The sequence below is a fragment of the uncultured Microbacterium sp. genome (assembly GCF_937927635.1).
Taxonomy (GTDB): domain Bacteria; phylum Actinomycetota; class Actinomycetes; order Actinomycetales; family Microbacteriaceae; genus Microbacterium.
The window spans coordinates 1-23,827 of record NZ_CALBRW010000029.1 but is presented as its reverse complement, the minus strand read 5'-3'; the positions used below and the strand labels follow the sequence as shown (position 1 = coordinate 23,827).

20 protein-coding genes are annotated in these 23,827 nt (G+C 69.4%); 17 read left to right on the top strand and 3 right to left on the bottom strand.

Going from position 1 to position 23,827, the window contains the following annotated elements; translation table 11 throughout:
* A partial coding sequence (locus tag Q0568_RS13775; protein WP_298867440.1) for a TIM barrel protein occupies positions 1-581 on the bottom strand: 581 nt, incomplete at its 3' end.
* Positions 582-674: 93 nt separating this feature from the next.
* Positions 675-1,670 (bottom strand): LacI family DNA-binding transcriptional regulator, encoded by a 996-nt coding sequence (locus tag Q0568_RS13770; RefSeq protein WP_298867438.1) that lies wholly within the window; start codon positions 1,668-1,670, stop codon positions 675-677.
* A gap of 143 nt (positions 1,671-1,813) precedes the next feature.
* Here Q0568_RS13770 and Q0568_RS13765 point away from each other — a divergent pair, with 143 nt between their 5' ends.
* The 13 genes from Q0568_RS13765 to Q0568_RS13705 all read left to right on the top strand — a co-directional run bounded on the left by Q0568_RS13765 (position 1,814) and on the right by Q0568_RS13705 (position 16,076).
* A complete protein-coding gene (locus Q0568_RS13765; RefSeq protein WP_298867436.1) occupies positions 1,814-3,109 on the top strand; it encodes an extracellular solute-binding protein in 1,296 nt (431 codons plus the stop codon).
* A 7-nt stretch (positions 3,110-3,116) separates the two neighbouring features.
* Positions 3,117-4,133 (top strand): carbohydrate ABC transporter permease, encoded by a 1,017-nt coding sequence (locus tag Q0568_RS13760; RefSeq protein WP_298867433.1) that lies wholly within the window; start codon positions 3,117-3,119, stop codon positions 4,131-4,133.
* A 29-nt stretch (positions 4,134-4,162) separates the two neighbouring features.
* Positions 4,163-5,026, top strand: coding sequence for a carbohydrate ABC transporter permease (locus tag Q0568_RS13755; protein WP_298867442.1), 864 nt, complete (start codon positions 4,163-4,165; stop codon positions 5,024-5,026).
* Entirely contained in the window at positions 5,023-7,443 is a 2,421-nt protein-coding gene (locus Q0568_RS13750; protein ID WP_298867431.1) for a glycoside hydrolase family 3 N-terminal domain-containing protein, read from the top strand. The genes Q0568_RS13755 and Q0568_RS13750 overlap by 4 nt, the downstream gene beginning before the upstream one ends.
* Entirely contained in the window at positions 7,440-9,014 is a 1,575-nt protein-coding gene (locus Q0568_RS13745; protein WP_298867430.1) for a glycoside hydrolase family 43 protein, read from the top strand. The genes Q0568_RS13750 and Q0568_RS13745 overlap by 4 nt, the downstream gene beginning before the upstream one ends.
* Entirely contained in the window at positions 9,011-10,165 is a 1,155-nt protein-coding gene (locus Q0568_RS13740; protein ID WP_298867428.1) for an ROK family transcriptional regulator, read from the top strand. The genes Q0568_RS13745 and Q0568_RS13740 overlap by 4 nt, the downstream gene beginning before the upstream one ends.
* 27 nt (positions 10,166-10,192) lie before the next feature.
* A complete protein-coding gene (locus tag Q0568_RS13735) occupies positions 10,193-11,440 on the top strand; it encodes a D-arabinono-1,4-lactone oxidase (protein ID WP_298867426.1) in 1,248 nt (415 codons plus the stop codon).
* Positions 11,437-12,354, top strand: a complete 918-nt coding sequence (locus Q0568_RS13730; RefSeq protein ID WP_298867424.1) for an aldose 1-epimerase family protein — start codon at positions 11,437-11,439, stop codon at positions 12,352-12,354. Before Q0568_RS13735 ends, Q0568_RS13730 begins: the two co-directional genes overlap by 4 nt.
* A gap of 35 nt (positions 12,355-12,389) precedes the next feature.
* Positions 12,390-12,635 carry an AbrB/MazE/SpoVT family DNA-binding domain-containing protein gene (locus Q0568_RS13725; protein ID WP_298867423.1) on the top strand — a complete coding sequence of 82 codons (246 nt, stop codon included), beginning with the start codon at positions 12,390-12,392 and terminating at the stop codon, positions 12,633-12,635.
* A complete protein-coding gene (locus Q0568_RS13720) occupies positions 12,632-13,033 on the top strand; it encodes a type II toxin-antitoxin system VapC family toxin (RefSeq protein ID WP_298867421.1) in 402 nt (133 codons plus the stop codon). Before Q0568_RS13725 ends, Q0568_RS13720 begins: the two co-directional genes overlap by 4 nt.
* A 44-nt stretch (positions 13,034-13,077) precedes the next feature.
* Positions 13,078-14,256, top strand: a complete 1,179-nt coding sequence (locus Q0568_RS13715) for a thiolase family protein (protein WP_298867418.1) — start codon at positions 13,078-13,080, stop codon at positions 14,254-14,256.
* 618 nt (positions 14,257-14,874) lie between these two features.
* A complete protein-coding gene (locus tag Q0568_RS13710; RefSeq protein WP_298867416.1) occupies positions 14,875-15,363 on the top strand; it encodes a hypothetical protein in 489 nt (162 codons plus the stop codon).
* A 269-nt stretch (positions 15,364-15,632) separates the two neighbouring features.
* A complete protein-coding gene (locus Q0568_RS13705; protein WP_298867414.1) occupies positions 15,633-16,076 on the top strand; it encodes a hypothetical protein in 444 nt (147 codons plus the stop codon).
* 77 nt (positions 16,077-16,153) lie between these two features.
* Here Q0568_RS13705 and Q0568_RS13700 read toward each other — a convergent pair whose 3' ends face one another.
* Positions 16,154-18,967, bottom strand: a complete 2,814-nt coding sequence (locus tag Q0568_RS13700; RefSeq protein ID WP_298867412.1) for an immune inhibitor A domain-containing protein — start codon at positions 18,965-18,967, stop codon at positions 16,154-16,156.
* A gap of 265 nt (positions 18,968-19,232) precedes the next feature.
* On the opposite strand from Q0568_RS13700, the gene Q0568_RS13695 reads away from it, so the two are divergent.
* The 4 genes from Q0568_RS13695 to Q0568_RS13680 all read left to right on the top strand — a co-directional run bounded on the left by Q0568_RS13695 (position 19,233) and on the right by Q0568_RS13680 (position 23,822).
* Positions 19,233-20,768, top strand: coding sequence for a CoA-acylating methylmalonate-semialdehyde dehydrogenase (locus Q0568_RS13695; RefSeq protein WP_298867410.1), 1,536 nt, complete (start codon positions 19,233-19,235; stop codon positions 20,766-20,768).
* Entirely contained in the window at positions 20,765-21,961 is a 1,197-nt protein-coding gene (locus Q0568_RS13690; RefSeq protein WP_298867408.1) for an acyl-CoA dehydrogenase family protein, read from the top strand. The genes Q0568_RS13695 and Q0568_RS13690 overlap by 4 nt, the downstream gene beginning before the upstream one ends.
* Entirely contained in the window at positions 21,958-22,845 is an 888-nt protein-coding gene (gene mmsB / locus Q0568_RS13685) for a 3-hydroxyisobutyrate dehydrogenase (RefSeq protein ID WP_298867406.1), read from the top strand. The genes Q0568_RS13690 and mmsB overlap by 4 nt, the downstream gene beginning before the upstream one ends.
* Before the next feature lie 200 nt (positions 22,846-23,045).
* The gene (locus Q0568_RS13680; RefSeq protein ID WP_298867404.1) at positions 23,046-23,822 is read left to right on the top strand and encodes an enoyl-CoA hydratase-related protein; all 777 of its coding nucleotides are present in this window, start codon (positions 23,046-23,048) and stop codon (positions 23,820-23,822) included.
* Positions 23,823-23,827: the final 5 nt, after the last annotated feature.

The following is a 23,827-nucleotide window of genomic DNA, read 5'->3' as shown; positions in this document are numbered from 1 at the left end:
GGCAGCAGGATGTCGCCGCGGGGCTCGTTGGGCTTGGGCTCGATGGCGAAGCGGATGTCGTAGCCCTTGTCGGTGACGTAGTCGCCGAGCAGGTTGACGGCCTCGCGGTAGCGCTCCAGCGCCGCGCGGATGTCCTTGGCGGAGTCGTACTCGGCGCCCTCGCGCCCGCCCCACATCACGAACGTCTTGGCGCCGAGCTCCGCGCCCAGGTCCAGCTGGCGCAGCACCTTGCGCAGGGCGAAGCGACGCACCTGGCGGTCGTTGGAGGTGAAGCCGCCGTCCTTGAAGACCGGGGCGCTGAACAGGTTGGTGGTCACCATCGGCACGATCAGGCCGGTGTCGGCCAGCGCGCCCTTGAGGCGGTCGATCTGCTTCTGCCGCTCGGCATCCGTGGATCCGAAGGCGAACAGGTCGTCGTCGTGGAAGGTCAGGCCGTACGCGCCGAGCTCGGCGAGCTTCTCGACGGCGTGCACCACGTCGAGCTGGGGCCGGGTGGGGCCGCCGAAGGGGTCGGTGCCGTTGTAGCCGATGGTCCACAGGCCGAACGAGAACCTGTCGGCCTTGGTGGGGGTGAGAGTCATGATGGTCCGCCTTCAGCGACGTCGATGAAATGTTGTAGTGCAGAACATATCAAGTCGGACGAGCGGATGCAATGGGTGAGCGGATGCTGGACCTCAGCCGCGCGGCGGCGCCGTCGTCTCGCGCACGACCAGCTCGGCCGGCATCCGCACGTCCTCGCGCTCGCCGCCGTCCAGCATTCGCAGCAGCAGCCGCACCGCAGCGGCGCCCATCTCGGCCAGCGGCTGGCGCACGGTGCTCAGCTGGGGCACGTGGGAGGCGGCCTCGGAGATGTCGTCGAAGCCGATCACCGAGAGGTCCTCGGGCACGCGTAGTCCGCGCTCGGCGGCCACCCGCAGCAGCTCGATGGCGGAGAGGTCGTTGGCGGCGAAGATCGCGGTGGGCCGGTCCGCGCGCTCCAGCAGGGCGTGCGCGCCGGCGGTGGAATCGGCCGCGCGGTATCCGCCGTCGGCGATCAGCGCGGGATCGAACGGGATGCCGGCGGCATCCAGCGCCTCGCGATAGCCCTGCTCGCGCTGCTGCGCGGAGATCAGGTCGGTGCGACCGCGGAGGTGCCCGATGCGGCGGTGCCCCAGCGAGATGAGGTGCTCGGTGGCAGCCCTGGCACCGTCGACGTTGATGACGCTCACAGTGGCGGGACCGTCAGGGCCCTCGTGCGGGTCGATGGCCACGATCGGCACCACCGCCTCGGGCGTGGAGGTGGGGGTGACCACGATGGCGCCGTCGATCAGGGTTCCGGCGAGCCGCGAGAGCGAGCGGCGCTCCCAGCCGCGGTGCTCGCCGGCCGAGACGCTGCCGGCATATGCCATCACGTCGAACCGGGTCCCCTGCAGCTCGGTGGAGACGCCGCGCAGCAGCTGCAGCGCGAACGGTTCGAACTCCGCCACCAGCACGCCGATCACGTTGGTGCGCCGGCGCCGCATGGATGTCGCCACCAGCGAGCTCGCGTAGCCGAGCTCGTCGACCACGCTCATGACGTGCGCGAGCGTGGCGGGGGCGACGCCATCGCGGCCGTTGACGGCCTTCGACACCGTGGCGACCGAGACTCCGGCGGCGTGGGCGACATCGTTGATGGTCGGGCGGCGGTTCATGACTTCCAGCCTAATGATGGAAAACGTTATCGATAACGATTGACATTGGGAGCGCTCCCGTGTCAGAGTGGCCGAAAGCACATTCGGTGTAGTCGGCAACAAATGGGGCCGGGACCGGTGAGAACTCGAAGAGGAGACACGGCATGAAGATCGGCAAGGCATGGGTCGCCACTGTGGCGGCCGTGGCGACGCTGGGGATGCTCGGACTCGCGGGCTGCTCGAGCAGCTCCGACGGCCCCAGTGATGGCGGCAAGACCACGCTCACGATGTGGCACAACTCCACCACGGGCCCTGGCAAGCAGTACTGGAAGGACGCTGCTGCCGCCTTCACGAAGGAGAACCCGGATGTGACCATCAAGGTCACCTCCATCCAGAACGAGGACATGGACGGCAAGCTGCAGACCGCGGTGAACTCCGGTGACATGCCCGACATCTTCATGGCCCGCGGTGGCGGCAAGCTTGCCGACATCGTCAAGGCCGGCAAGGTCAAGGACCTCACCAAGCTCGTCGATCCCGATGTGAAGAAGGCCTTCGGCGATGCGCCGTTCAGCGCCTTCACCGTCGACGGCAAGATCTACGGCATGCCCAGCGCCGTGCTCCCCGGTGGCTTCTTCTACAGCAAGGACCTGTTCACGCAGGCCGGCATCACCTCGGAGCCCACGACGATGGACGAGCTCGAGGCGGCCGTCGGCAAGCTGAAGGACGCCGGCATCGAGCCGATCGCCCTCGGCGCCAAGGCGGCCTGGCCCGCTGCGCACTGGTACTACTTCTTCGCGCTGCGCGCCTGCGGACAGGATCTCATCCAGAACCTGGCCGTCAAGGCCGACTTCAGCGACCCGTGCTGGCTGACAGCGGCGAAGAACCTGCAGGACTTCGCCGGCACGCAGCCGTTCAACAAGGGCTTCCTGACCACATCGCCGCAGGAGGGCGCGAACTCCTCGGCCGGTCTCGTGGCGAACCACAAGGCCGCCATGGAGCTGATGGGCGCGTGGGACGTCGGCGTGATCGCGAGCCTGACGCCCGACGAGAAGCCGCTGCCCGACCTGGGCTGGTTCCCGTTCCCCGAGGTCTCCGGCGGTGACGGCGGCACCGGCGCCATGATGGGCGGCGTCGACGGCTACTCCTGCTCGGCCGACTCCCCGGCCTCCTGCGAGAAGTTCCTCAACTTCGTCTCGTCCAAGGAGTGGCAGGAGAAGTACGCCGTGGCGTTCCAGACCATCCCCGCCAACCAGGACGCCACCGGCGCGGTCACCGACCCGTCGCTGAAGCCCCTGATGGAGGCGTACTCCAAGGCGCCGTACGTGGCGCTGTGGCTGGACACCGCGCTCGGGCAGAACGTCGGCAACGCCCTGAATACCAGCGTCGTCGAGATGCTCGCCGGCCAGGGCAGCCCGGAGAAGCTCGTCGACACGGTCACCAAGGCCGAGGCGAGGGGCTGACAGCAGCATGCACGACACTCAGGCACTCCGGCGCACCCCGGCGGTGCCTGGGAGGAACGCCGTCCCCGGAGCGGGGGCCGCGCCCGCTCCGGGCCGGCGCTCGCCGCGGCCCGACTGGCGCAAGCGCGGCGAGATCGCGCTCCTCTCGGGTCCCGCGCTGATCATGTTCGTCGGCTTCGTCATCCTCCCGGTGGCGATGGCCGCGTTCTACGGCTTCTTCAAGTGGAACGGCTTCGGCTGGCCCACCGAGTTCATCGGACTCGACAACTACCGGATGATGTGGGAGGACGAGACCTTCCGCGCAGCCGTCCTGCACAACGGCATCATCGTGGTCCTCTCGCTGCTGCTGCAGGGGCCCATCGCGATCCTGTTCGCCCTGCTGCTGAACCAGAAGATCCGCGGACGCTCGATCATCCGGATCCTGATCTTCGTGCCCTACGTGATCTCCGAGGTGATCGTCGGCATCGGCTGGAGCCTGATGCTGCAGGATGCCGGCGCCGTCAACTCGCTGCTCGAGAAGTGGGGCCTCGGCGCCTTCCAGCAGTCGTGGATCGCGGACCCTGCGATCGCGATGGGCTCGCTGATGATCATCATCACCTGGAAGTACCTCGGCTTCGCCGTGATCCTCATGCTGGCCGGCATGCAGTCGATCCCCGAGGAGCTGTACGAGGCCGCCGCCATCGACGGCGCCGGCTTCTGGAAGATCCAGTGGAGCATCACCGTCCCGCTGCTGGGCCCGACCATCCGCATCTGGGCGTTCCTGTCGATCATCGGATCGCTGCAGCTCTTCGACCTCGTCAACATCATCTGGGGCCAGTACATCGCCTCGACCGCTGGTACGTCGACGATGGCGACCTACATGTACCAGAACGGCCATCTCGCCGGAAGCTACGGGTTCGGCAACGCGGTCGCGGTGATGCTGTTCATCACCACGCTCATCGTGGCCCTCATCTATCAGCGCTTCGTACTGCGCCGGGACACCGAGGGCGCATTGACCGGCGACGGCGGAAGGAGGCGCAAGTGAGCGCCGAGAGTCTGAACACGCGCGTCGCCATCCAGGCGATCGCCCCGAACGGGAGCCGTCGCGTGCGCGAATCGGGGGTGAAGTGGGGCAGCCCCGCTGTCTACCTCATCGCACTGGTGCTGATCACCATCTGCATCACACCCGTGCTGTACGTGATCATCGGCGGGTTCCGCACGAACTCGCAGATCACGCTCGACCCGTCCGGCTTCCCCTCGCCCTGGCGCCTGGGGAACTACGGCGATGTGCTGGCGAGCTCGGAGTTCTGGACCGCCATGGTGAACTCGACGATCTCCGCGGTGGGCACGACCGCGGGGGCGGTGGTGCTCGGCGTGATGGCGAGCTACGTGATCGCCCGCTACGACTTCGTCGGCCGCGGCGCGATGTACGCGCTGTTCGCCGCGGGCCTGATGTTCCCGGTGACGGTGGCCATCACGCCGCTGTACATCCTCATCCGCAACCTCGGTCTGGTGAACAGCCTGGCCGGCATCATCCTGCCGCAGATCGCCTTCGCGCTGCCGACGACCATCATCATCCTGGTGCCGTTCCTGCGCGCCATCCCGAAGGAGCTGGAGGAGGCGGCGTCCATCGACGGCGCCAGCCGGCTGAGCTTCTTCTGGCGGATGGTGATCCCGTTGAGCCTGCCGGGCGTGATCACGGTCGGCATCCTCGCCTTCGTCGGCGCCTGGAACGGCTACATCCTGCCGCTGTTCATCCTCAACGACGAGAGCCTTTTCACCCTGCCGCTGGGAGTGCAGAACTTCGCCTCGCAGTACTCGGTCGACACCGCCCGGGTGCTGGCCTACACGTCGCTGTCCATGCTGCCCGCGCTGGTCTTCTTCAGCCTGTTCGAGCGCCGCATCGTCGGCGGCCTGACCGGGGCGGTGAAGGGATGAGCGCCGTGTCCACTGCCATGACCGAACGGGTGAACGACGCGGTGAACGAACCCGTGAGCGCACGCGTGAGCGAGCTGCTCGCGCAGATGACCCTGGAGGAGAAGTCCGCGCAGCTGGTGGGCTACTGGATCGACCAGGGCGGCGAGGTCGTCGCCCCCATGCAGAACGAGATGGGCGCGGGCCAGGCCACCGGCGCGCTCGCCGAGATCACCCGGAACGGGATCGGCCACTACACCCGCGTGTACGGCACCCGCCCCGTCGAACCCGCCGAGCGCGCGGCCTGGCTGTGGCAGGAGCAGCGCCGGCTGAAGACCGAGACCCGGTTGGGCATCCCCGCGCTCGTGCACGAGGAGTGCCTGACCGGCCTGGCGGCCTGGAAGGCGGCCACCTTCCCGACTCCGTTGGCCTGGGGCGCCTCCTTCGACCCCGACCTGGTCGCCGAGATGGCGGCGCTGATCGGCGTCTCCATGCGGCAGCTCGGCATCCACCAGGGACTGGCACCGGTGCTGGATGTCGTGCGCGATCCGCGCTGGGGCCGCGTGGATGAGTGCATCGGCGAGGACCCGTACTTGGTCGGCACCGTCGGCACCGCGTTCGTGCGCGGCCTGCAGTCCACAGGCGTGCACGCCACGCTCAAGCACTTCCTCGGCTACTCCGGCTCGCGCGCCGGCCGCAACCACGCGCCCGTCTCGGCGGGGCCGCGTGAGGTGGCCGACATGTTCCTGCCGCCGTTCGAGATGGCCATCCGCGACGGGGGCGTGCGCAGCGTGATGAACAGCTATGCCGAGATCGACGGGGTGCCGGTGGCCTCCGACCCCGCGCTGCTCACCGACCTGCTGCGCGGGCAGCTGGGCTTCGACGGCGTGGTGGTCGCCGACTACTTCGCGGTGGCGTTCCTGGAGGTCATGCACGCCGTGGCCGCCGACCGCGGCGAGGCGGCGGCGCTCGCTCTGACCGCCGGCATCGACGTGGAGCTGCCCTCGGGAGACGCGTACCTCGTACCCCTGGTCGACCGGGTGCGGGCGGGACTGCTGGACGAGTCGTACCTCGACCGCGCTGTCGTCCGGGTGCTCGTGCAGAAGGAGCAGCTGGGTCTGCTGGACGAGGACGCGTTCGAGGGCGAGCCGCCGACGGACATCGACCTGGACACCCCCGCGCACCGCGAGGTCGCCCGCCGGCTGGCGGCCGAGTCCCTCGTGCTGCTGGGCAATGACGGCATCCTGCCGCTGCGCCCGCAGACGACCCGCATCGCGCTGATCGGCCCCAACGCCGACCGCGCAGCCGCGCTGCAGGGCTGCTACTCGTTCGCCAACCACGTGCTCGCGCACCACCCCGGCTATGAGCCCGGTTTCGCGATCCCCACCGTGCGCGAGGCGCTCGCGGACGCCCTTCCGGATGCCGTCATCGCGCACGTCGCGGGCTGTCAGGTGGAGGGCGAGGACCGCTCCGGCTTCGACGCGGCGATCGCCGCGGCGTCGGATGCCGAGGTCGCGGTGGTCGTCGTCGGCGACCAGGCGGGCCTGTTCGGTCGCGGCACGGTCGGCGAGGGCAACGACGTGGAGTCGCTCGACCTGCCCGGTGTGCAGCGCGAGCTGGTCGAGGCGCTGGTCGCCACCGGCACCTCGGTCGTGATGGTGCTGGTCACCGGCCGCCCCTACGCCATCGACTGGGCGCTGGGTGGCGAGGGTCCGAAGCCCGCCGCGGTGCTGCAGGCGTTCTTCCCCGGCGAGGCCGGCGGCGAGGCCATCGCCGAGGTGCTCACCGGCGCAGTTGCGCCGTCGGGGCGGATGCCGGTGAGCCTGCCCCGCTCGTCGGGATCGCAGCCCTACAGCTACCTGCATCCGCCGCTGGGCGGGCCGTCGGACGTCACGTCCGCCGACCCGACGCCCCTGCGGCCGTTCGGGTTCGGGCTGTCGTACACGACCTTCGCGTACGAAGGACTCGACGTGCAGCAGGAGGCCCCCACTGACGGCCGGTTCACGGCATCCGTCACCGTGCGCAACACCGGCGACGTGGCGGCGGCCGAGGTCGTGCAGCTGTACGGCCACGACCCGGTGGCCTCGGTCACGCGGCCGGTCGCGCAGCTGCTGGGCTACGCCCGCGTGCAGCTGGCGCCGGGGGAGAGCAGGCGGGTGCGCTTCGACGTGCCGGCCGCGCGCTTCACGTTCACCGACCGTCGGCTGGTGAAGGTCGTCGAACCCGGCGAGGTGAGGGTGTGGGCGGCGTCGCACGCCGGCGCGCAGGCGCAGGCATCCGATCTCTCCGACACCACGGGCGGAGCCATCTCCAACCACCGGGCCCGAGAGCAGCACATCATCCCCGGCATCGCCACGCCGGCGGCGACGCTGCTGCTGACCGGCGACGTGCACGAGGTCACCGGCGCCGACGCCCGCGTGGTGACGGTGTCGTTCGAGTGAGCAGCATCCCCAACCCGGTGCTGCCCGGCTGTCATCCCGACCCGTCGATCTGCCGGGTCGGGGAGTGGTACTACCTGGTGACGTCCACGTTCGAATACCTGCCGGGCCTGCCGGTGCTGCGCTCGCGCGACCTCGCGCACTGGGAGACGATCGGGCACGTCATCGACAGGACGGGGATGCTGGACTTCGACGGCATCGGCTCGTCGGGCGGCCTGTACGCCCCGACCATCCGGCACGGGCTCGGCCTGTTCTGGGTGGTCTGCACACTGGTGGACCGCGACGATCCCGCCCGCGGTGGGAACTTCCTCGTCACGTCCGCCGACCCGGCAGGGCCGTGGAGCGACCCGATCCCGCTGGATGCAGAGGGCATCGACCCCTCGCTGGCGTTCGACGACGACGGGCGGGTCTGGATGCACGGCACCCGGCTCGCCGCGCATCCGGAGTGGGCTCAGCAGACCGAGGTGTGGGTGCGCGAGTACTCGCCCGCGCAGCGGCGGCTGATCGGCGACGAGCACGTGATCTGGACCGGAGCCGTGCGCGGCGCCGTGTGGGCGGAGGGACCGCACCTGTACCGCACGGGCGACGGGTGGATGCTGATGGCCGCCGAGGGCGGCACGGAGTTCCACCACGCCGTCAGCGTCGCCAGAGCCGCGGAGATCACCGGGCCCTACGAGTCGAATCCCGCCAATCCCGTGCTCACGCACCGGCACATGGGCCGTCACCCCGGGGTGATGGGCGTCGGGCACGCCGACCTCGTGCAGGCGCCGGACGGGTCGTGGCTGGCGGTGCTGCTCGGCATGCGCGCGGACGACGGCATCCACTACCCGCTGGGCCGCGAGACGTTCCTGTGCCCGGTGGAGTGGCAGGACGGCTGGCCGGTGTTCGCGCCCGGCGAGGGCCGGGTGCCGAATGCCGTGCCCGCGCCGTGGTTGGATCGGATCCCGGATGCCGGCATCTGGCAGCCCGACGATCGGCGCGCGGGCGACATCCCGCCCGCGGACCCGCGCTGGACGAGCCCGCGCGCACTGCCCACCGAGATCGCCCGCATCGACGGCGGCGCCTGGCGGATGCCGGTGCGGGCGGCGACGCTGAAGGACGCCACGGCGGTCGCGTTCCTCGGCTTCCGTCAGCAGCATCCCGACCTCGATGTGCACTGCGTGCTGGACGTCGCGGACCTCGCCGTCGGCGAGAGCGCCGGACTGGTCGTGCGGCAGTCCGAGAGCGATCACGTGCTGCTGCAGGTCACCAGGCATGAGGATGGATGCGCGATCGGCGCGGTGCGGGTCGCGGCGGGGATCCGCGAGGAAGGACCGCAGACGCCGGTGGCGGGCGAGGAGATCGAACTGGTCCTTCGGGTGCGCGGCTTCGAGTACCTGTTCGAGCACGCCGGCCGCACCGTCGTCACCGCCGACGGCCGCGAACTCGATGCCGCCGCGACCGGCGGGTTCCTCGGCCTGTGGATCGGCGTGCACGCCACCAGCCACGGCGCCGAGCCGCGCGGTGAGGTGCGCATCGCCCGAATGGCATATGAACCGGTGACCCGCATGGGGATCGGTAGCCTGGGACGATGAACGAACGGGCCACGACCGCGGAGGGCGTGCGGCGCACCAACCTCGCGGAGGTGCTGAGGCTCGTGCATCACGGCGGGCCGCGTTCGCGCGCGGTCATCACGGCCGAGACCGGGCTGAACCGCTCCACGGTGTCGGACCTGGTCTCCAGCCTGGTGGACGCCGGGCTGGTGCGCGAGCACGACCCCGACCCGACCCGCCGCGTGGGCAGGCCATCGCCCATCGTGGCGGCCAGTCCGGATGTGGTCGCGATCGGCGTGAACCCCGAGATCGACGCGGTGGAGATCGGCGCGGTGTCGCTGGGCGGCGCCGTGCGCCTGCGCGCCCGCATCGCCACCTCCGATCCGGATGTGGCCGAGGTCGTGGACATCGTCACGCGCACCGTGCAGGAATGGCGTGCGGGCGAACTGGCGGGCTGCCGCATCGTCGGCGTCGGCATCGCCGTGCCCGGCCTGGTCCGCGCCGACGACGGCCTGGTGCGCCTCGCCCCGCACCTGCACTGGAACGACGCCGACATCGCGGGCCCGCTGCGCGCCGCTCTCGACACCCCGGTGGTGGTCGGCAACGACGCCTCCCTGGGCGTGCGCGCCGAGCGGCTGTTCGGCGCCGCCCACGAGCACACCGACGTCGTGTACCTCAACGGCGGCGCGAGCGGCATCGGCGGCGGGCTCGTGCTGCACGGGCAGCTCATCGGCGGTGAGGGCGGGTACGCCGGCGAGTGGGGGCAGACCGCCGCGAGCCTCACGGATGCCGCCGACCGCCGCGCCGACGGCGGAGTGCTCGAGGACGAGGTCAACCGTGCCCGTCTCGTGCGCGCGGCCGGCCTGGACGCACCCGATGACGCAGAGCTCGAGGCGGCCCTCGCGAGCCCAGGTGACGCCGCCGACGAGGCTGCGCGCCAGCGCCGCATCCTCGCCGCCACCCTCGGCAACGCCGTCAACGTGCTCAACCCGTCGATGATCGTGCTGGGCGGGTTCCTCGGCAGCCTGCGCGACCTCGACCAGCAGGGGTTCGACGACGAGGTGCGGGCGCGGGCGCTCGCCGCGTCGGCCGAGCACCTGGAGCTGGCATCGGCGGCGCTGGGCGCCGACCGCCTGCTGATCGGCGCGGCCGAGGCGGCGCTGGAGAGACTGCTGTCGGATCCGCTCGGCTGAGCGGTCAGATCTGTGAAGGAGGCGCCGATGGGTGCGGAGCGCAACTGGGCGGGGAACATCGGCTACCGGGGCGAGGTGGCCCACCCGACGACGCTCGACGAGGTGCGCTCGCTGATCGGCGCCGGCGGCCCGGTGCGGATGCTGGGCACCAGGCACTGCTTCAACGACATCGCCGACACCGCGGGCACCCTGATCACCCTGGACCGGATGCCGCGGGTGTTCGAGATCAACCCCGAACGCGATGCCATGCGCGTCTCGGGTGCACTGCGGTACGGCGACATCGCCCCGCTGCTGGAGGCCGAGGGCCTGGCGCTGGCGAACCTCGCCTCGCTGCCGCACATCTCCGTCGCCGGCGCCGTCTCCACCGGAACGCACGGCTCGGGCGACGGCATCGGCTCGCTGGCCACGGCCGTGCACGAGCTGACGCTGCTCACCGCATCCGGCGAGGTGCTGCGCCTGCGTCGCGGCGATGAGCGCTTCGCCGGCGCCGTCGTGTCGCTGGGCGCGCTGGGCGCGATCCTCGAGGTCGTGCTGGATGTGGAACCCACCTACCAGGTGTCCCAGCGGGTCTTCGACCGTCCGCGCTGGGACGACATCCTCGAGAACCTGGATGCGGTGACCTCGGCGGGCACGAGCGTCAGCATCTTCACGACCTGGCAGCGCACCGACGTGGCCGATCAGCTGTGGATCAAGCAGCGCGGCGCCGAGGATCTCGCCGGAGACCTGCCCGCCCGGTTGGGAGCGGCCCCCGCCGACGCGAAGCGGCATCCCATCCTCGGCGTCGACGCCGAGGCGTGCACGGATCAGGGCGGCGTGCCCGGCCCCTGGTTCCAGCGGCTGCCGCACTTCCGCCTGGAGTTCACGCCCTCGGCCGGCGAGGAGCTGCAGAGCGAGTACCTGGTGCCGCGACGCGATGCCGTGGCCGCGCTGCAGGCCGTGCGCGCGCTGGCCGACCGCATCGCCCCGCTGCTGCTGGTCACCGAGATCCGCACCATCGCCGCCGACGATCTGTGGCTGAGCATGGCGCACGGATCGGATGCCGTCGGCATCCACTTCACGTGGAAGCCCGACGAGCCCGCCGTGCGCGAGCTGCTGACGGTCATCGAGCAGGCACTGCCGGCATCCGCCCGCCCGCACTGGGGCAAGGTGTTCACCATGGACGACGCGGAGGTGCGCAGCCGGCATCCGCGGTGGGACGACTTCGCCGCGCTGCGCACCGAACTCGATCCCGAGCGCCGGTTCGTGAACGACTATCTGGAGAGGCTGGGACTGTGACCGAACCCCGTTCAGGACGGCAGCTGCGCATCGTCGCCGGCGACTACGAGGCCGACATCGCGAGCATCGGCGCCTCGCTGCGCACGCTGCGGTTCCGCGGGCGCGACCTGGTCGTGCCCTTCGATGCCGACGAGGTGCGACCCGGGTACCGCGGAGCGACACTGGCGCCGTGGCCGAACCGGGTGGTCGACGGCCGGTATTCGTTCGCGGGCGAGGAGCACCAGCTGCCGCTGACCGAGCCCGCGCGCGGGCACGCGCTTCACGGGCTGGTCTGCTGGCTGGACTTCGCGGTGCGCGAGGTCGCCGACGACGCCGTCGTGCTGGCCGCGGTCGTCGTGCCGCAGGCCGGGTATCCGTTCCACGTCGAGGTGCAGGTGGAGTACCGGCTGGACGCGCGCGGCCTGCACCAGCGCGTGACCGGCCGCAACCTCGGTGCGGATGCTGCACCGTGGGGCACCGGCCCGCACCCGTACCTGACCGCGGGCGACGAGCATGTCGATGAGACGGAGCTCGAGCTGCCGGCATCCGAGGTCCTCACCGTCACGGCCGACCGGCTCAGCCCGGTCGCGCTCGAGAGCGTCGACGCGCACCCCGAGTGGGACTTCCGCGCCCCGCGGGTGATCGGCGACACGTTCATCGACCACGCCTTCACCGCGTTGACGCGGGATGCCGCGGGTGCGGCCGCCGTGCGGCTGCGCGGCGCGTCGGGCGACGGCGTCGAGATGGTGTGGGATGCCGGGTGCCCGTGGGTGCAGGTGCACACCGCCGACACACCGGATGCCGACACCAGCCGCCGCGGCCTGGCCGTGGAGCCCATGACCTGCCCGCCCGACGTCTTCAACTCCGGCACCGACCTCGTGGTGCTGCAGCCGGGTGCCGAGCACGCCGCGAGCTGGAGCATCCGCGGGATCTGAAGCCGCATGGTAATGGAAGTGGTAGAATCACTGCCATGTCAACGACCATCGATGCTGCGGGGCGACTTGTCATCCCCAAGCCGGTGAGGGACGCGATGGGGCTGCGCCCCGGGACGCCGCTCACCGTGGACTTCATCGACGGCCGGATCCAGATCGAGTACGCGCCGGTCGATGTCGATGTTGACACCTCGGAGGCGCTCCCGCGAATCGTTCCTCGTGGCAACGCGGAGCCGCTCGACGACGACGCTGTGCGGCACGTGCTGGAGAGCACGCGTCGATGACGATCACGTGCGACACGAGCGTGCTCGTCGCCGGCCTGGCCTCATGGCACGAGGGTCACGAGCAGGCGCGTGCCGCGTTGCGGGACGTCAGCATCATCGGCGCCCACGTGCTCACGGAGACGTACAGCGTGCTGACTCGGCTTCCGGAGGGGATGCGCATCGATGCCCGCTCCGCCGGTGCGGCTCTCACGTCGCTGCGGTGGGATGTCGTGGGGCTGCCTGCGGAGGATCGCGTGGCGGGAATCCTCCGGTTCGCAGATGCCGGGATCTCGGGCGGTGCGGTCTACGACGCCGTGGTCGCCGCGACGGCGCAGCATCATGGGCTGACGCTGCTGAGCAGGGACCGCCGCGCGAAGCGCACCTACGATGCGCTGGGCGTCGACTACCGGATGGTGTGAGTCTCTACCGCGCGGGCGTGCCCGCCAGGCGTCATGATGGAGTCATGAGCAGCGAAGCCGTCGTCGTCGATGTCGTCCGCACCGTGGTGGGCCGCGGCAAGCCCGGAGGTGCGCTGTCGGGCGTGCATCCGGTGGATCTCGCGGCGGGGATGCTGCAGTCGATCCTCGAGCGCAACGGACTGGAGTCCGGGCAGATCGATGACGTGATGCTGGGGTGCGTCAGCCAGGTCGGCGACCAGGCCATGAACATCGCCCGGCAGGCGGTGCTCGCCGCGGGCTTCGATGAGCACATCCCCGGCACCACCATCGACCGGCAGTGCGGCTCCAGCCAGCAGGCCGTGCACTTCGCGGCGGCCGGCATCGCCGCGGGCGAGAACGACATCGTGATCGTCGGCGGAGTGGAGTCCATGAGCCGCGTGCCGCTGGGCTCGTCGGCATCCGGCGGCTCGCCCATGTCGCCGCGGCTGCGCGCTCGCTACCCGCAGGGCCTCGTGAACCAGGGCGTGAGCGCCGAGCTCATCGCCCGCAAGTGGGGCTTCGACCGCACGGCGCTGGATGCGTTCGCCGCCGAATCGCACGCGCGCTCTGCGCAGGCCTGGCACGACGGCTTCTTCGACCGCACGGTCGTGGCCGTGCCCGAGGCGCCGGACGCCACCACAGACGAGACCATCCGCGAGGGCACGACCGTCGAGAAGCTCGCAGGCCTTCCGGCATCCTTCCGCACGGATGAGTACGCCGAGCGCTTCCCCGAGATCCAGTGGAGCATCACGCCCGGCAACTCCTCGCCGCTGACCGACGGGGCCTCCGCCGCGCTGATGATGAGCGCCGACCGCGCCGAGCAGCTGGGGCTGACCCCGCGTGCCCGCTTCCGCGCCTTCGACGTGGTGGGCGACGATCCGCTGTACATGCTCACCGGGCCCATCGCCGCCACGCAGCGGGTGCTGGAGCGAGCAGGGCTCGGGATCGACGACCTGGACGCCTACGAGGTCAACGAGGCCTTCGCCTCGGTGCCGCTGGCGTGGATGAGCGAACTGCACGCCGACCCGGCCAGGCTCAACCCGCGCGGCGGGGCCATCGCCCTCGGCCATGCGCTGGGCTCCTCGGGCACCCGCCTGCTGGGCACGCTGCTCGACCAGCTCGAGGCCACCGGCGGGCGGCTGGGCCTGCAGACCATGTGCGAGGGCGGCGGCATGGCCAACGCGCTGATCCTGGAGCGCCTCTGACACGTCGCGCCGGTCCTGTGAGGAGCTCGTGTTCCTCGAGTGCCCGTGATGTGAAGTGAAATGAACATTCAGACCCCTCTTGATAGTCGGCTAGGCGGGGCGTATGGTCGTATGCCACATAGAAGCTGATGTACGAGGGGGTACATGATGCGGATGTCCACGACTTCAAAAAAAGGACGAAAGGGTCGTATTGCGCTCGCATGCTTCGTCGTGGGAGCGCTTGGTGCATTGGCGCCGTCGGCGGCCAGCGCGGCCTACAGCTTTTCTAGTGAGGGGCACTATACCGCTGCGGGGTGGACTTGGACCAACCAAGCTCTAGTTCAGACCGTGAATTCTTCCTTTGTTCAGGCGAACACCCAGACTTACACCTCGACCTCGCAGACCGGCATATCTGGGTCTCGGGGGCGGCTCTTCACGGGGTATGCACCTAGTGGGCCGATGAGCTGTGAGGGAAACAATGTGTTCAACTCTGGAAATGCATTTGCAAGTGCGTGGTCGTGCAATCGTTACTCGAGCAATTCCTGGTGGTCATGGGGAGTGTCTCTAGCGTGGACGGGTAGCGGTTATCAGAGCTTCTACACGTTCAAGACGACGAGCGTGAATCTCTAGGGGGCAATCATGATTGAACAGCTTATGGCGACGCGGATTTTCAGGGTTGTGACGATGACGCTGGTTGTCGTCGGTATGACAGCCGCTGGATTCATTGTCAGCAGTGCGTTGTCTCCGCAAGCCCGCTCCTCGGACGAGCCATCCACCTCTGCAGTCGCGCAGCGTTACTCGACGAACGCGAACGGTCAGACCTACGGGTCGGCGGGCCAAGCCACTTCTCCGGGAGAAGAGCCTGAGCTGATTTCCGTCATCGCTCAGAACGGGGTCGAAGGGTTCGTGAGGAAGTCGGAGTTGGAAGCAGCGGATGGAACCACGGCTATGGAATCTTTTACCTCGCCAGAGGATGCTGTCCGCTGGCAGGAGAATGAGGGCGCGAGCGATCGAACGATTCCTGTCTATGCTGTCGACGGAACGACGGTTGTCGGTGATTTTCTGATCATTGGACACGACACGCAGGTCCAGATGGAACGGCAGTATCAGAAGGACAAGGGCGAGTAGACCCCTGCATGGTCGGGCCTGGCGTGTCGATTGGTGGGACTCGCGACGGCATGGCGAACGCGCTCATCCTCGAGCGCCTCTCGTGACGGATCACTGACGCTCGTGTGCAGCCGCGGCGTGTCGGACATCGACACGCCGGCATGATCGAGCGGCGTCAGTGATCCGTCACAGCATCCACTCCTCCTGCACATTCCGGAGAATCGCGGAATCCATCCACAATCGCCTTTTTCGACCTCGGTGCCCCGCCCGCACGGGCCAGGGTGGTCGGCATGAACACCGAGGAATCCCTGCGGGACCGCGTCCTGCACACCGACGACCAGCTGCGAGACATGATCCACCTGGTGCTGCAGCGCGCCACGCAGCGGCAGGTCTGGCTGCTCTTCATCGACGACCGCGGATGCCTGGCCGATCCGCTGCTGCCCATGGCCGGGTACCCGGAGGACCCGCTCGACACCGTGCGCGTCGAGGAGCTCGGCGAGGTCGCGCACTCCCACCTGCTCATGCAGCGCATCGGCACCCTGCTCGAGGCCACCGGCCACGCCGAGGTCGTGCTGGTCTGGGAGCATCTCGGAGCGGATGCCGTGCGCAAGGCCGACCGGGCGTGGGCGCGCGCCATGGCCGAGCAGGCCGCCGATCTCGGCATCCGCCTGCGCGCCCAGTTCACCCTCTACGGACGCGGCGTGCGTCAGCTGCATGCGGACGACTACCTCTGAGAGTCGCGCATGCCGCCTGCACGATGAAGCGCCGGCCCCGACCGAAGTCGGGACCGGCGCTCCTCGAGGGACTGAGCTCAGCCCTGACGCGGAGGCGTCACCGTGATGAGCGCCGCCGTGTTGTTCTGCATCGACTTCTTCACCGTGATGACGGTGCCGTAGCCCACGCCGGAGTCGGCGGGGTTGCCGGTGCCGGTGATGCCGGCGCCGAAGTCCAGACCGTACAGGTCCGTCGCCGGCGAGCCATCGGGGTTGACGATGCGGGTGGTGTACGGCGCGCCGTTCACCGAGGGGACGACCACGGAGGAGTCGCGCAGGCGGTTGTACAGCGAGCCGTCGCGGAACTCGAGGCCGGCGACCCAGCCCTTGTCATCGGTGAAGGTGGGGACGGCCGCCTGCGGGGCGAGCGTGGTGCACGCCTCGTTGTAGTCCGCGTCCACCATGCAGTCCTTGAACTGGTACGTCGGCTGCAGGCCGAACGCCGCGTTGGAGGACTGGGCCCGGCTGGAGATGTTCTTCAGCGTGGACGGGTCCAGTGCCGCCTCGGCGCCCGTGCGGCGCAGCGGATCGAAGTGGCTGTCCACCAGGAGCAGACCGCCCTTCGCGCCGTAGCTCGGCAGGTTCGTCAGGTTCGAGGCCACGTGGTTGGTGTCGCCGTACGCGGCATCGCGGTACCAGACCAGCGCACCGGGTGCGTTGTACGGAACCTTCTCCACCTTCCAGGCATCGGCGCTGTAGACCGTGGTGTAGCCGTACTTCAGGCCCTCGTCGAAGCCGTCGAGGTTGCGCCACTCCACCAGGTAGTACTGCGCGGTCACCTTGGTGCCGCTGTCGCGGTGCCAGCCGGCGCCGGACGTGTCGGTGAAGGTCGTGTCGGTCGAGGTCCAGCCGTTGTCGCCGGACTCGACGTCATCGCTCCACACGGTCGTCCCCGCACTGATCAGCGCGAAGTCGTCCGAGAACCAGTTGCGCTCCTCGAACGCGGCATCCGTCGCCTGGCGCAGCCGCAGCTGAATGCTCTGCCCCGCGTACGCCGACAGGTCGACGTTGTCGTGGCGCCAGCCGTCGGAGGTTCCGGTCAGGCCGTACTTCTTGCCGCCGAAGTCCTTCATCCGGCCGTTCGGGTCGGAGTAGTCGTCACCGGTGGTGACCAGGTTTCCCGCGTCGTCGCGCACCTGCTGCTCGGCCCACGTCTGGCCGCCGTCGGTCGAGACCTCGATGAAGCCGAAGTCCCAGTCGTCCTCGATCACGTAGTTGTTCCACATCGAGAACGTCGCGTCGGCGGGCACGTCCTCGATCGTGCGGGTCAGGCGGGTGTCGGCCCAGTCCTGATCAGCGCCGGAGTACCACATCTGCGTGCCGCTGTGCGGCTCCGCCAGCACGACCTTCTTGTCGGGCAGGTTCACCTTGATGCCGTCCTTCGTGCCCTTCTTCGGGCGCGAGGTCTGGCCGACCTTGATCGTGGATGTATGGTCGCCGGGGTTCACGACCTCGGGATCGGCCCAGCCCAGCACCCACTTGTCCCAGAGGCCCATGTGAGTCGGCATCGACTGGAAGATGGGGCCGGAGTGCGAGCCGGAGCTCATCAGGTCCCAGAAGTCGATGTCGGAGTTGCCGGCGTTGGAGGTGTCGTACAGGTCGGGCAGGCCCAGGTCGTGGCCGTACTCGTGCGCGAACACGCCCACACCGGAGTCCTCCGGCTGCACGATGTAGTTCGAGATCTTCAGGTTCGTGCCCGGGATCGTCGCACCGCCCGCGACAGCGGAGGAGTGCGCCCAGATGGCGTAGGTGCCCTGGGCTCCGCCGCCACCGGACTTGTCCTCACCGGCGTGCACGAGCACGACGTGGTCGATCACGCCGTCGGGCTCGTGCACGTTGCCGTCGCCGTCGCGGTCGCCCTGATCCTCGATGTCGTAGTCGGCCCACGGGAAGTCGGGGTTCTGCGCGGCGACCGCGGCGACCGCGTCGATGGGCAGCTGACCGGGACCGAGCGGGTTGTCCGGGTGGCCCTGCATGTCCTGCATGGGGCCGGCCTCGTAGACGCCCTGGTCGTTCTTGTGGCACACGGTGGCGCCGTAGTACGCCTCGGAGTGCTTGACCTTGACCCACGGTGTGGCCTCGCCGGTGAGGGTGTAGGCGCCGCGGGACATCTCCTCGTACATGTTCTTCATGGTGTAGCCGGAGATGTCGAACCCGGGCTTGCCGTCGGGGCCGGTCAGGTCCGTGCGCACGCGCTCGGTGATGCCGTCGTCGGAGAACAGCATCTTGTTGAAGTGCTCGCTGGAGAAGTCGGGCACCCACATGGTGTTGTTGTCCGCGTGCTCGGCGTCCGCCGGGTTCGGGATGTTGTTGTGCAGGGTCGGGCCCTGCACGTCACCGGGCTTGCAGGTGGTCGCGCCGAACGCGGTCGGCACCTGCAGGTCGCTGAAGTCCTCGGTGCCGTCGAACTCGACCAGGATCGTCAGCAGCTTGGCCTGCTGCGTCTTGGTGGAGTGCTTCAGGTTCTTCGGGCTCTTGCCGGTCTTGATCGCCTTCGCCTCGGTCCTGGCCAGCTGCTCTGCGGCCTTCGGGTTGCCCTGGGCGTACTTGTGATCGGTCTGGGTGGCGCGCTCGAGGGCGTCGGCGCCCGCAGACGGGGTGACCTTCTTGCCCTTGACCGTGGCGATGGCCGAGTCGTCGGCCTGGTCGAATGCGCTCTCGGCACGCGGCGCCACATAGTTCATGTAGTACTCGCCTGCGCCGATCGTGGCGGGTGCCGTCGGGGCATCCGCTGTGGCCGGGGCCGCTGACGCGGGCCCCAGGCCTGCGGCCACCAGGCCCGCGGCGACCAGCGCGAACGCTGATGTCGTGGCCGCGGCACGTCGTCGTGCGCGGGTGTTCGGATGTGACATTGATCCTCCGTTCGCGCAGCGCGCGAAGGGGTCCCGCGTCGCTGCGATCGGTGTGCGCCGGTCGGGCGCACGAGTAAATGTCTAGCGTGCACAGCCCGTTCAAAGGAAGGAGTGCATGCGAAGACTGGACGATCGTCCACAGCAGGCGCGCGACAGGGGTGGACGAGCGTCTATCCTGGGAGATAGTAGGAAGCCCTAGTATTTGCACTGGACACCGATTATCATGAACACAGTGCCAAAGAAGGCGCAGAGGAGTGTCAGCACAATGACTCGTTACATCCCCCATTTCGTAGGCGGAAAGACGCTCGAACCCACCGGCGGGCGCGTCGCCGACGTCTTCGACCCCAGCACCGGCGCGGTGCAGGCGCGGGTGCCACTGGCATCCGCGGATGAGGTCCGCGCGGTCATCGAGAACGCCGCGGCCGCGCAGCCGGCCTGGGCTGCCACCAGCCCGCAGAAGCGTGCGCGCGTGATGATGCGCTTCGTCGAGCTCGCGCACCAGAACATGGACGAGCTGGCCACGCTGCTCTCCAGCGAGCACGGCAAGACCTTCGAGGACGCGAAGGGCGACGTGCTGCGCGGACTCGACGTGATCGAGTTCTGCATCGGCGCCCCGCACATGCTCAAGGGCGAGTACTCCACCGAGGCCGGCACCGGTATCGACGTGTACTCCATGCGCCAGCCGCTGGGTGTGGTGGCCGGCATCACCCCGTTCAACTTCCCCGCCATGATCCCGCTGTGGAAGGCGGGCCCCGCACTCGCCAGCGGAAACGCGTTCGTGCTCAAGCCCAGCGAGCGCGACCCCTCCGTGCCCGTCCGCCTGGCCGAACTGTTCCTCGAGGCCGGCCTGCCGGCAGGCATCCTCAACGTCGTCCACGGCGACAAGGAGGCCGTCGACACGCTGCTGACCGACCCGCGCATCCAGGCGGTCGGGTTCGTCGGCTCCACCCCTATCGCGGAGTACATCTACGCCACGGCCACAGCCAACGGCAAGCGCGCGCAGTGCTTCGGCGGCGCGAAGAACCACCTCGTGGTCATGCCGGACGCCGACCTGGACCAGGTGGCCGACGCGCTGATCGGCTCGGGCTTCGGCTCGGCCGGCGAGCGCTGCATGGCCATCTCGGTGGCCGTCCCCGTCGGAGAGCAGACCGCCGACGCGCTGGTCGCCAAGATCGCCGAGCGCGTGAAGGGTCTGAAGGTCGGCCCCGGCACTCGGGAGGGCGTCGACTACGGCCCGCTGGTCACCGCCGCGTCGAAGGCCCGCGTGGAGGGCCTGATCCAGGAGGGCGTGGATGCCGGTGCGACCCTTGTCGCCGACGGCCGCGGTCTGGTGGTCGAAGGCTACGAGAACGGCTTCTACCTCGGACCGACCCTGTTCGACCACGTCACCGTCGACATGTCGATCTACCGTGAGGAGATCTTCGGCCCCGTGCTCTCGGTCGTTCGCGCCGCCGACTACGAGGAGGCGCTGGCTCTGGTCTCCGACAACCCCTACGGCAACGGCGTGGGCATCTTCACCCGCGACGGCGACGCCGCCCGCGACTTCGCGGCCCGTGTGAACGTCGGCATGGTCGGGGTGAACATCCCGATCCCCGTGCCGATCGCGTTCTACACGTTCGGCGGATGGAAGGCATCCGGCTTCGGCGATCTCAACCAGCACGGCGCTGACGGCTTCCGCTTCTACACGAAGACCAAGACCGTCACCAGCCGCTGGCTGACCTCCGACCTGCGCGACGGCACCGTCGTGCAGGAAGGCGCCAGCTTCGTGATGCCGGGAACGACGGGGGAGGGACACCGATGACCATGGTCACCGGCACCGGAGTGAGCGCCGAGGAGCGCGAGGCCATCCTCGGCGCCGTGCGCGAGTTCGCCGACGCCGAGCTGGCGCCGTACGCCATCGAGCGCGACGAGAAGCACGTCTTCCCCCGCGAGAGCCTGCGCCGTGCGGGCGAGCTGGGACTGGGCGGCATCTACGTGCGGGAGGAGTCCGGCGGCACGGGCCTTTCCCGCACCGACACCGTCGCGATCTTCGAGGAGCTCGCCAAGGGCGACCCGGCGGTCGCCGCCTACATCTCCATCCACAACATGGTGGCGTGGATGATCGACACCTACGGCGACGACGCCCAGCGCGGCCAGTGGCTGCCGAAGCTGACCAGCATGGCCGAGTTCGGCGGATACTGCCTGACCGAGCCGGGGGCGGGATCGGATGCCGCGAACATCGCCACCAGCGCCGTCCGCGACGGCGACGATTTCGTGCTCACAGGCGTGAAGCAGTTCATCTCCGGCGGCGGCGAGGCCGGCGTGTACGTGGTGATGGCTCGCACCGGCGGCCCCGGATCGGGTGCGCGCGGCATCAGCTCGTTCCTCGTCCCCGGCGACGCCGCGGGGCTGAGCTTCGGCGCGCTCGAGAAGAAGATGGGCTGGCACGCCCAGCCCACGCGCCAGGTGATCCTCGACGGCGTGCGGGTGCCGGCATCCGCCATGCTCGGCGACGAGGGCCGCGGCTTCGCCATCGCCATGTCCGCCCTCAACGGCGGGCGGCTCAACATCGCCGCCTGCTCGCTGGGCGGCGCCGCCTGGGCGCTGGACGCGGCCGTGAAGTACGTGCACGAGCGCGTCGCGTTCGGCGAGGCGCTCGCCGAGATGCAGTCGGTGCTGTTCACCATCGCCGACATGCGCACGGAACTGCAGGCCGCGCGCCTGATGGTGCGCGACGGCGCGCAGGCCGTCGACGAGAAGGACCCGGATGCCACGATGCGCTGCGCCATGGCGAAGCGCTTCGCGACGGATGCCGGATTCGACATCGCCAACAAGGCCCTTCAGCTGCACGGCGGCTACGGGTACCTTCAGGACTACGGGGTCGAGAAGGTCGTGCGCGATCTGCGCGTGCACCAGATCCTGGAAGGGACGAACGAGATCATGCGACTCATCGTCGGGCGCGAGATGCTGCGCCCATCGGGTTCGGCCACCCAGCAGCGCGGCGGTGCGTCATGACCCGCATCGCGTTCCTGGGGCTCGGCCACATGGGCCTGCCCATGGCCGTCAACCTCGTGAAGGCCGGCCATGAGGTGCACGGCTTCGACCTGGTGCCCGCCGCTGTCGAGGCGGCGAAGGCCGCCGGCATCCCCGTCGCGTCCAGCGGAGCGGATGCCGTGCACGGTGCCGACGTGGTCATCACGATGTTCCCGGCGGGCAGGCACGTGATCGCCGCCTACCAGGACGAGCTGCTGGCGGCGGCCGCCCCCGGCACGCTGTTCATCGAGTCCTCGACCATCGCCGTCGATGAGGCGCGCACCGCGCATCAGCTGGCCATCGACGCCGGGCACCGCAACATCGACGCCCCCGTCTCCGGCGGCGTGGTCGGCGCGGAGGCCGGCACGCTGGCCTTCATGGTGGGCGGGTCCGACGAGGACTTCGAGGCGGCAAAGCCGCTGCTGGATGTGATGGGCAAGCGCATCGTGCACTGCGGCGGGCCGGGCCTCGGACAGGCCGCGAAGGTCTGCAACAACATGATCCTGGGCATCTCGCAGATCGCGGTGGCCGAGGCGTTCGTGCTGGCTGAGAGGCTCGGGCTCGAGCACCAGGCCATGTACGACGTGGTCTCGCAGGCCTCCGGGCAGTGCTGGGCGCTGACCACCAACTGCCCTGTGCCAGGACCTGTGCCCGGGAGTCCCGCCAACCGCGACTATCAGCCCGGGTTCGCGGGAGCCCTGATGGCCAAGGACCTGGGGCTGGCGCTGCAGGCCATCGAGCAGACCTCCACCGACGCGCAGATGGGCCGCCTGGCGCAGCAGATCTACGCGGCCTTCGCCGCCGGCGAGGGTGCCGGCCGGGATTTCTCCGGGATCATCACCGACATCCGCGCGGGCGAGGTCTGAAGCTGCACGGGTCCTGACTGCCTTTCGCGGGTCGCGAATGGCTGCCTCGCTGCGGGTGAGTCAGCGATTCGAGACCCGCGAGGGGGCTCCCGGCACGTGGTCGCATCCTGATCCATCATGAACGCTCAGGAACCCGATAGCCATCGACCTGGGATACTGGAGGGGCCGCAGCGTTGCGGCTGGAGGGGAGTGGCACATACATGGCCGAGTACGAGACGATCCTCGTCGAACAACGAGGACGGGTGGGCTGGATCACCCTCAACAGGCCGCAGGCGCTGAACGCTCTGAACAGCCAGGTCTCCCGGGAGGTCGCGGATGCGGCATCCGCCTTCGATGCGGATGACGGCATCGGCGCGATCGTCGTGACGGGCTCCGAGAAGGCCTTCGCCGCGGGCGCCGACATCAAGGAGATGGAGTCGAAGACCGGCTCCGAGATGCTCGAGACCGACCACTTCGGCGCGTGGACGCGCTTCGCCGCCGTCCGCACGCCCGTGATCGCCGCCGTCAGCGGCTACGCCCTGGGCGGCGGGTGCGAGCTGGCGATGATGTGCGACATCATCCTCGCCGGCGACAACGCCGTGTTCGGCCAGCCCGAGATCAACCTCGGCGTCGTGCCGGGCATGGGCGGCACGCAGCGGCTCATCCGCGCGGTGGGCTACTACAAGGCCGCCGAGCTGATCCTGTCGGGTCGGCTCGTCAAGGCCGACGAGGCGGAGCGGATCGGTCTCGTGTCGCGAGTGGTGCCGGCATCCGATCTGCTGGACGAGGCGACGAAGCTCGCCGACACCATCGCGTCCAAGTCGCTGCCGTCGCTGTACGCGGCCAAGAAGACGCTGGATGCCGCGATGGAGACCACTCTCGAGGCGGGACTCGCCGTCGAGAAGGAGACCTTCGCCTCGCTGTTCGACACCGCAGACCAGAAGGAGGGGATGGCCGCCTTCCGCGAGAAGCGCCCCCCTCACTTCCAGCACCGATGAGCGCC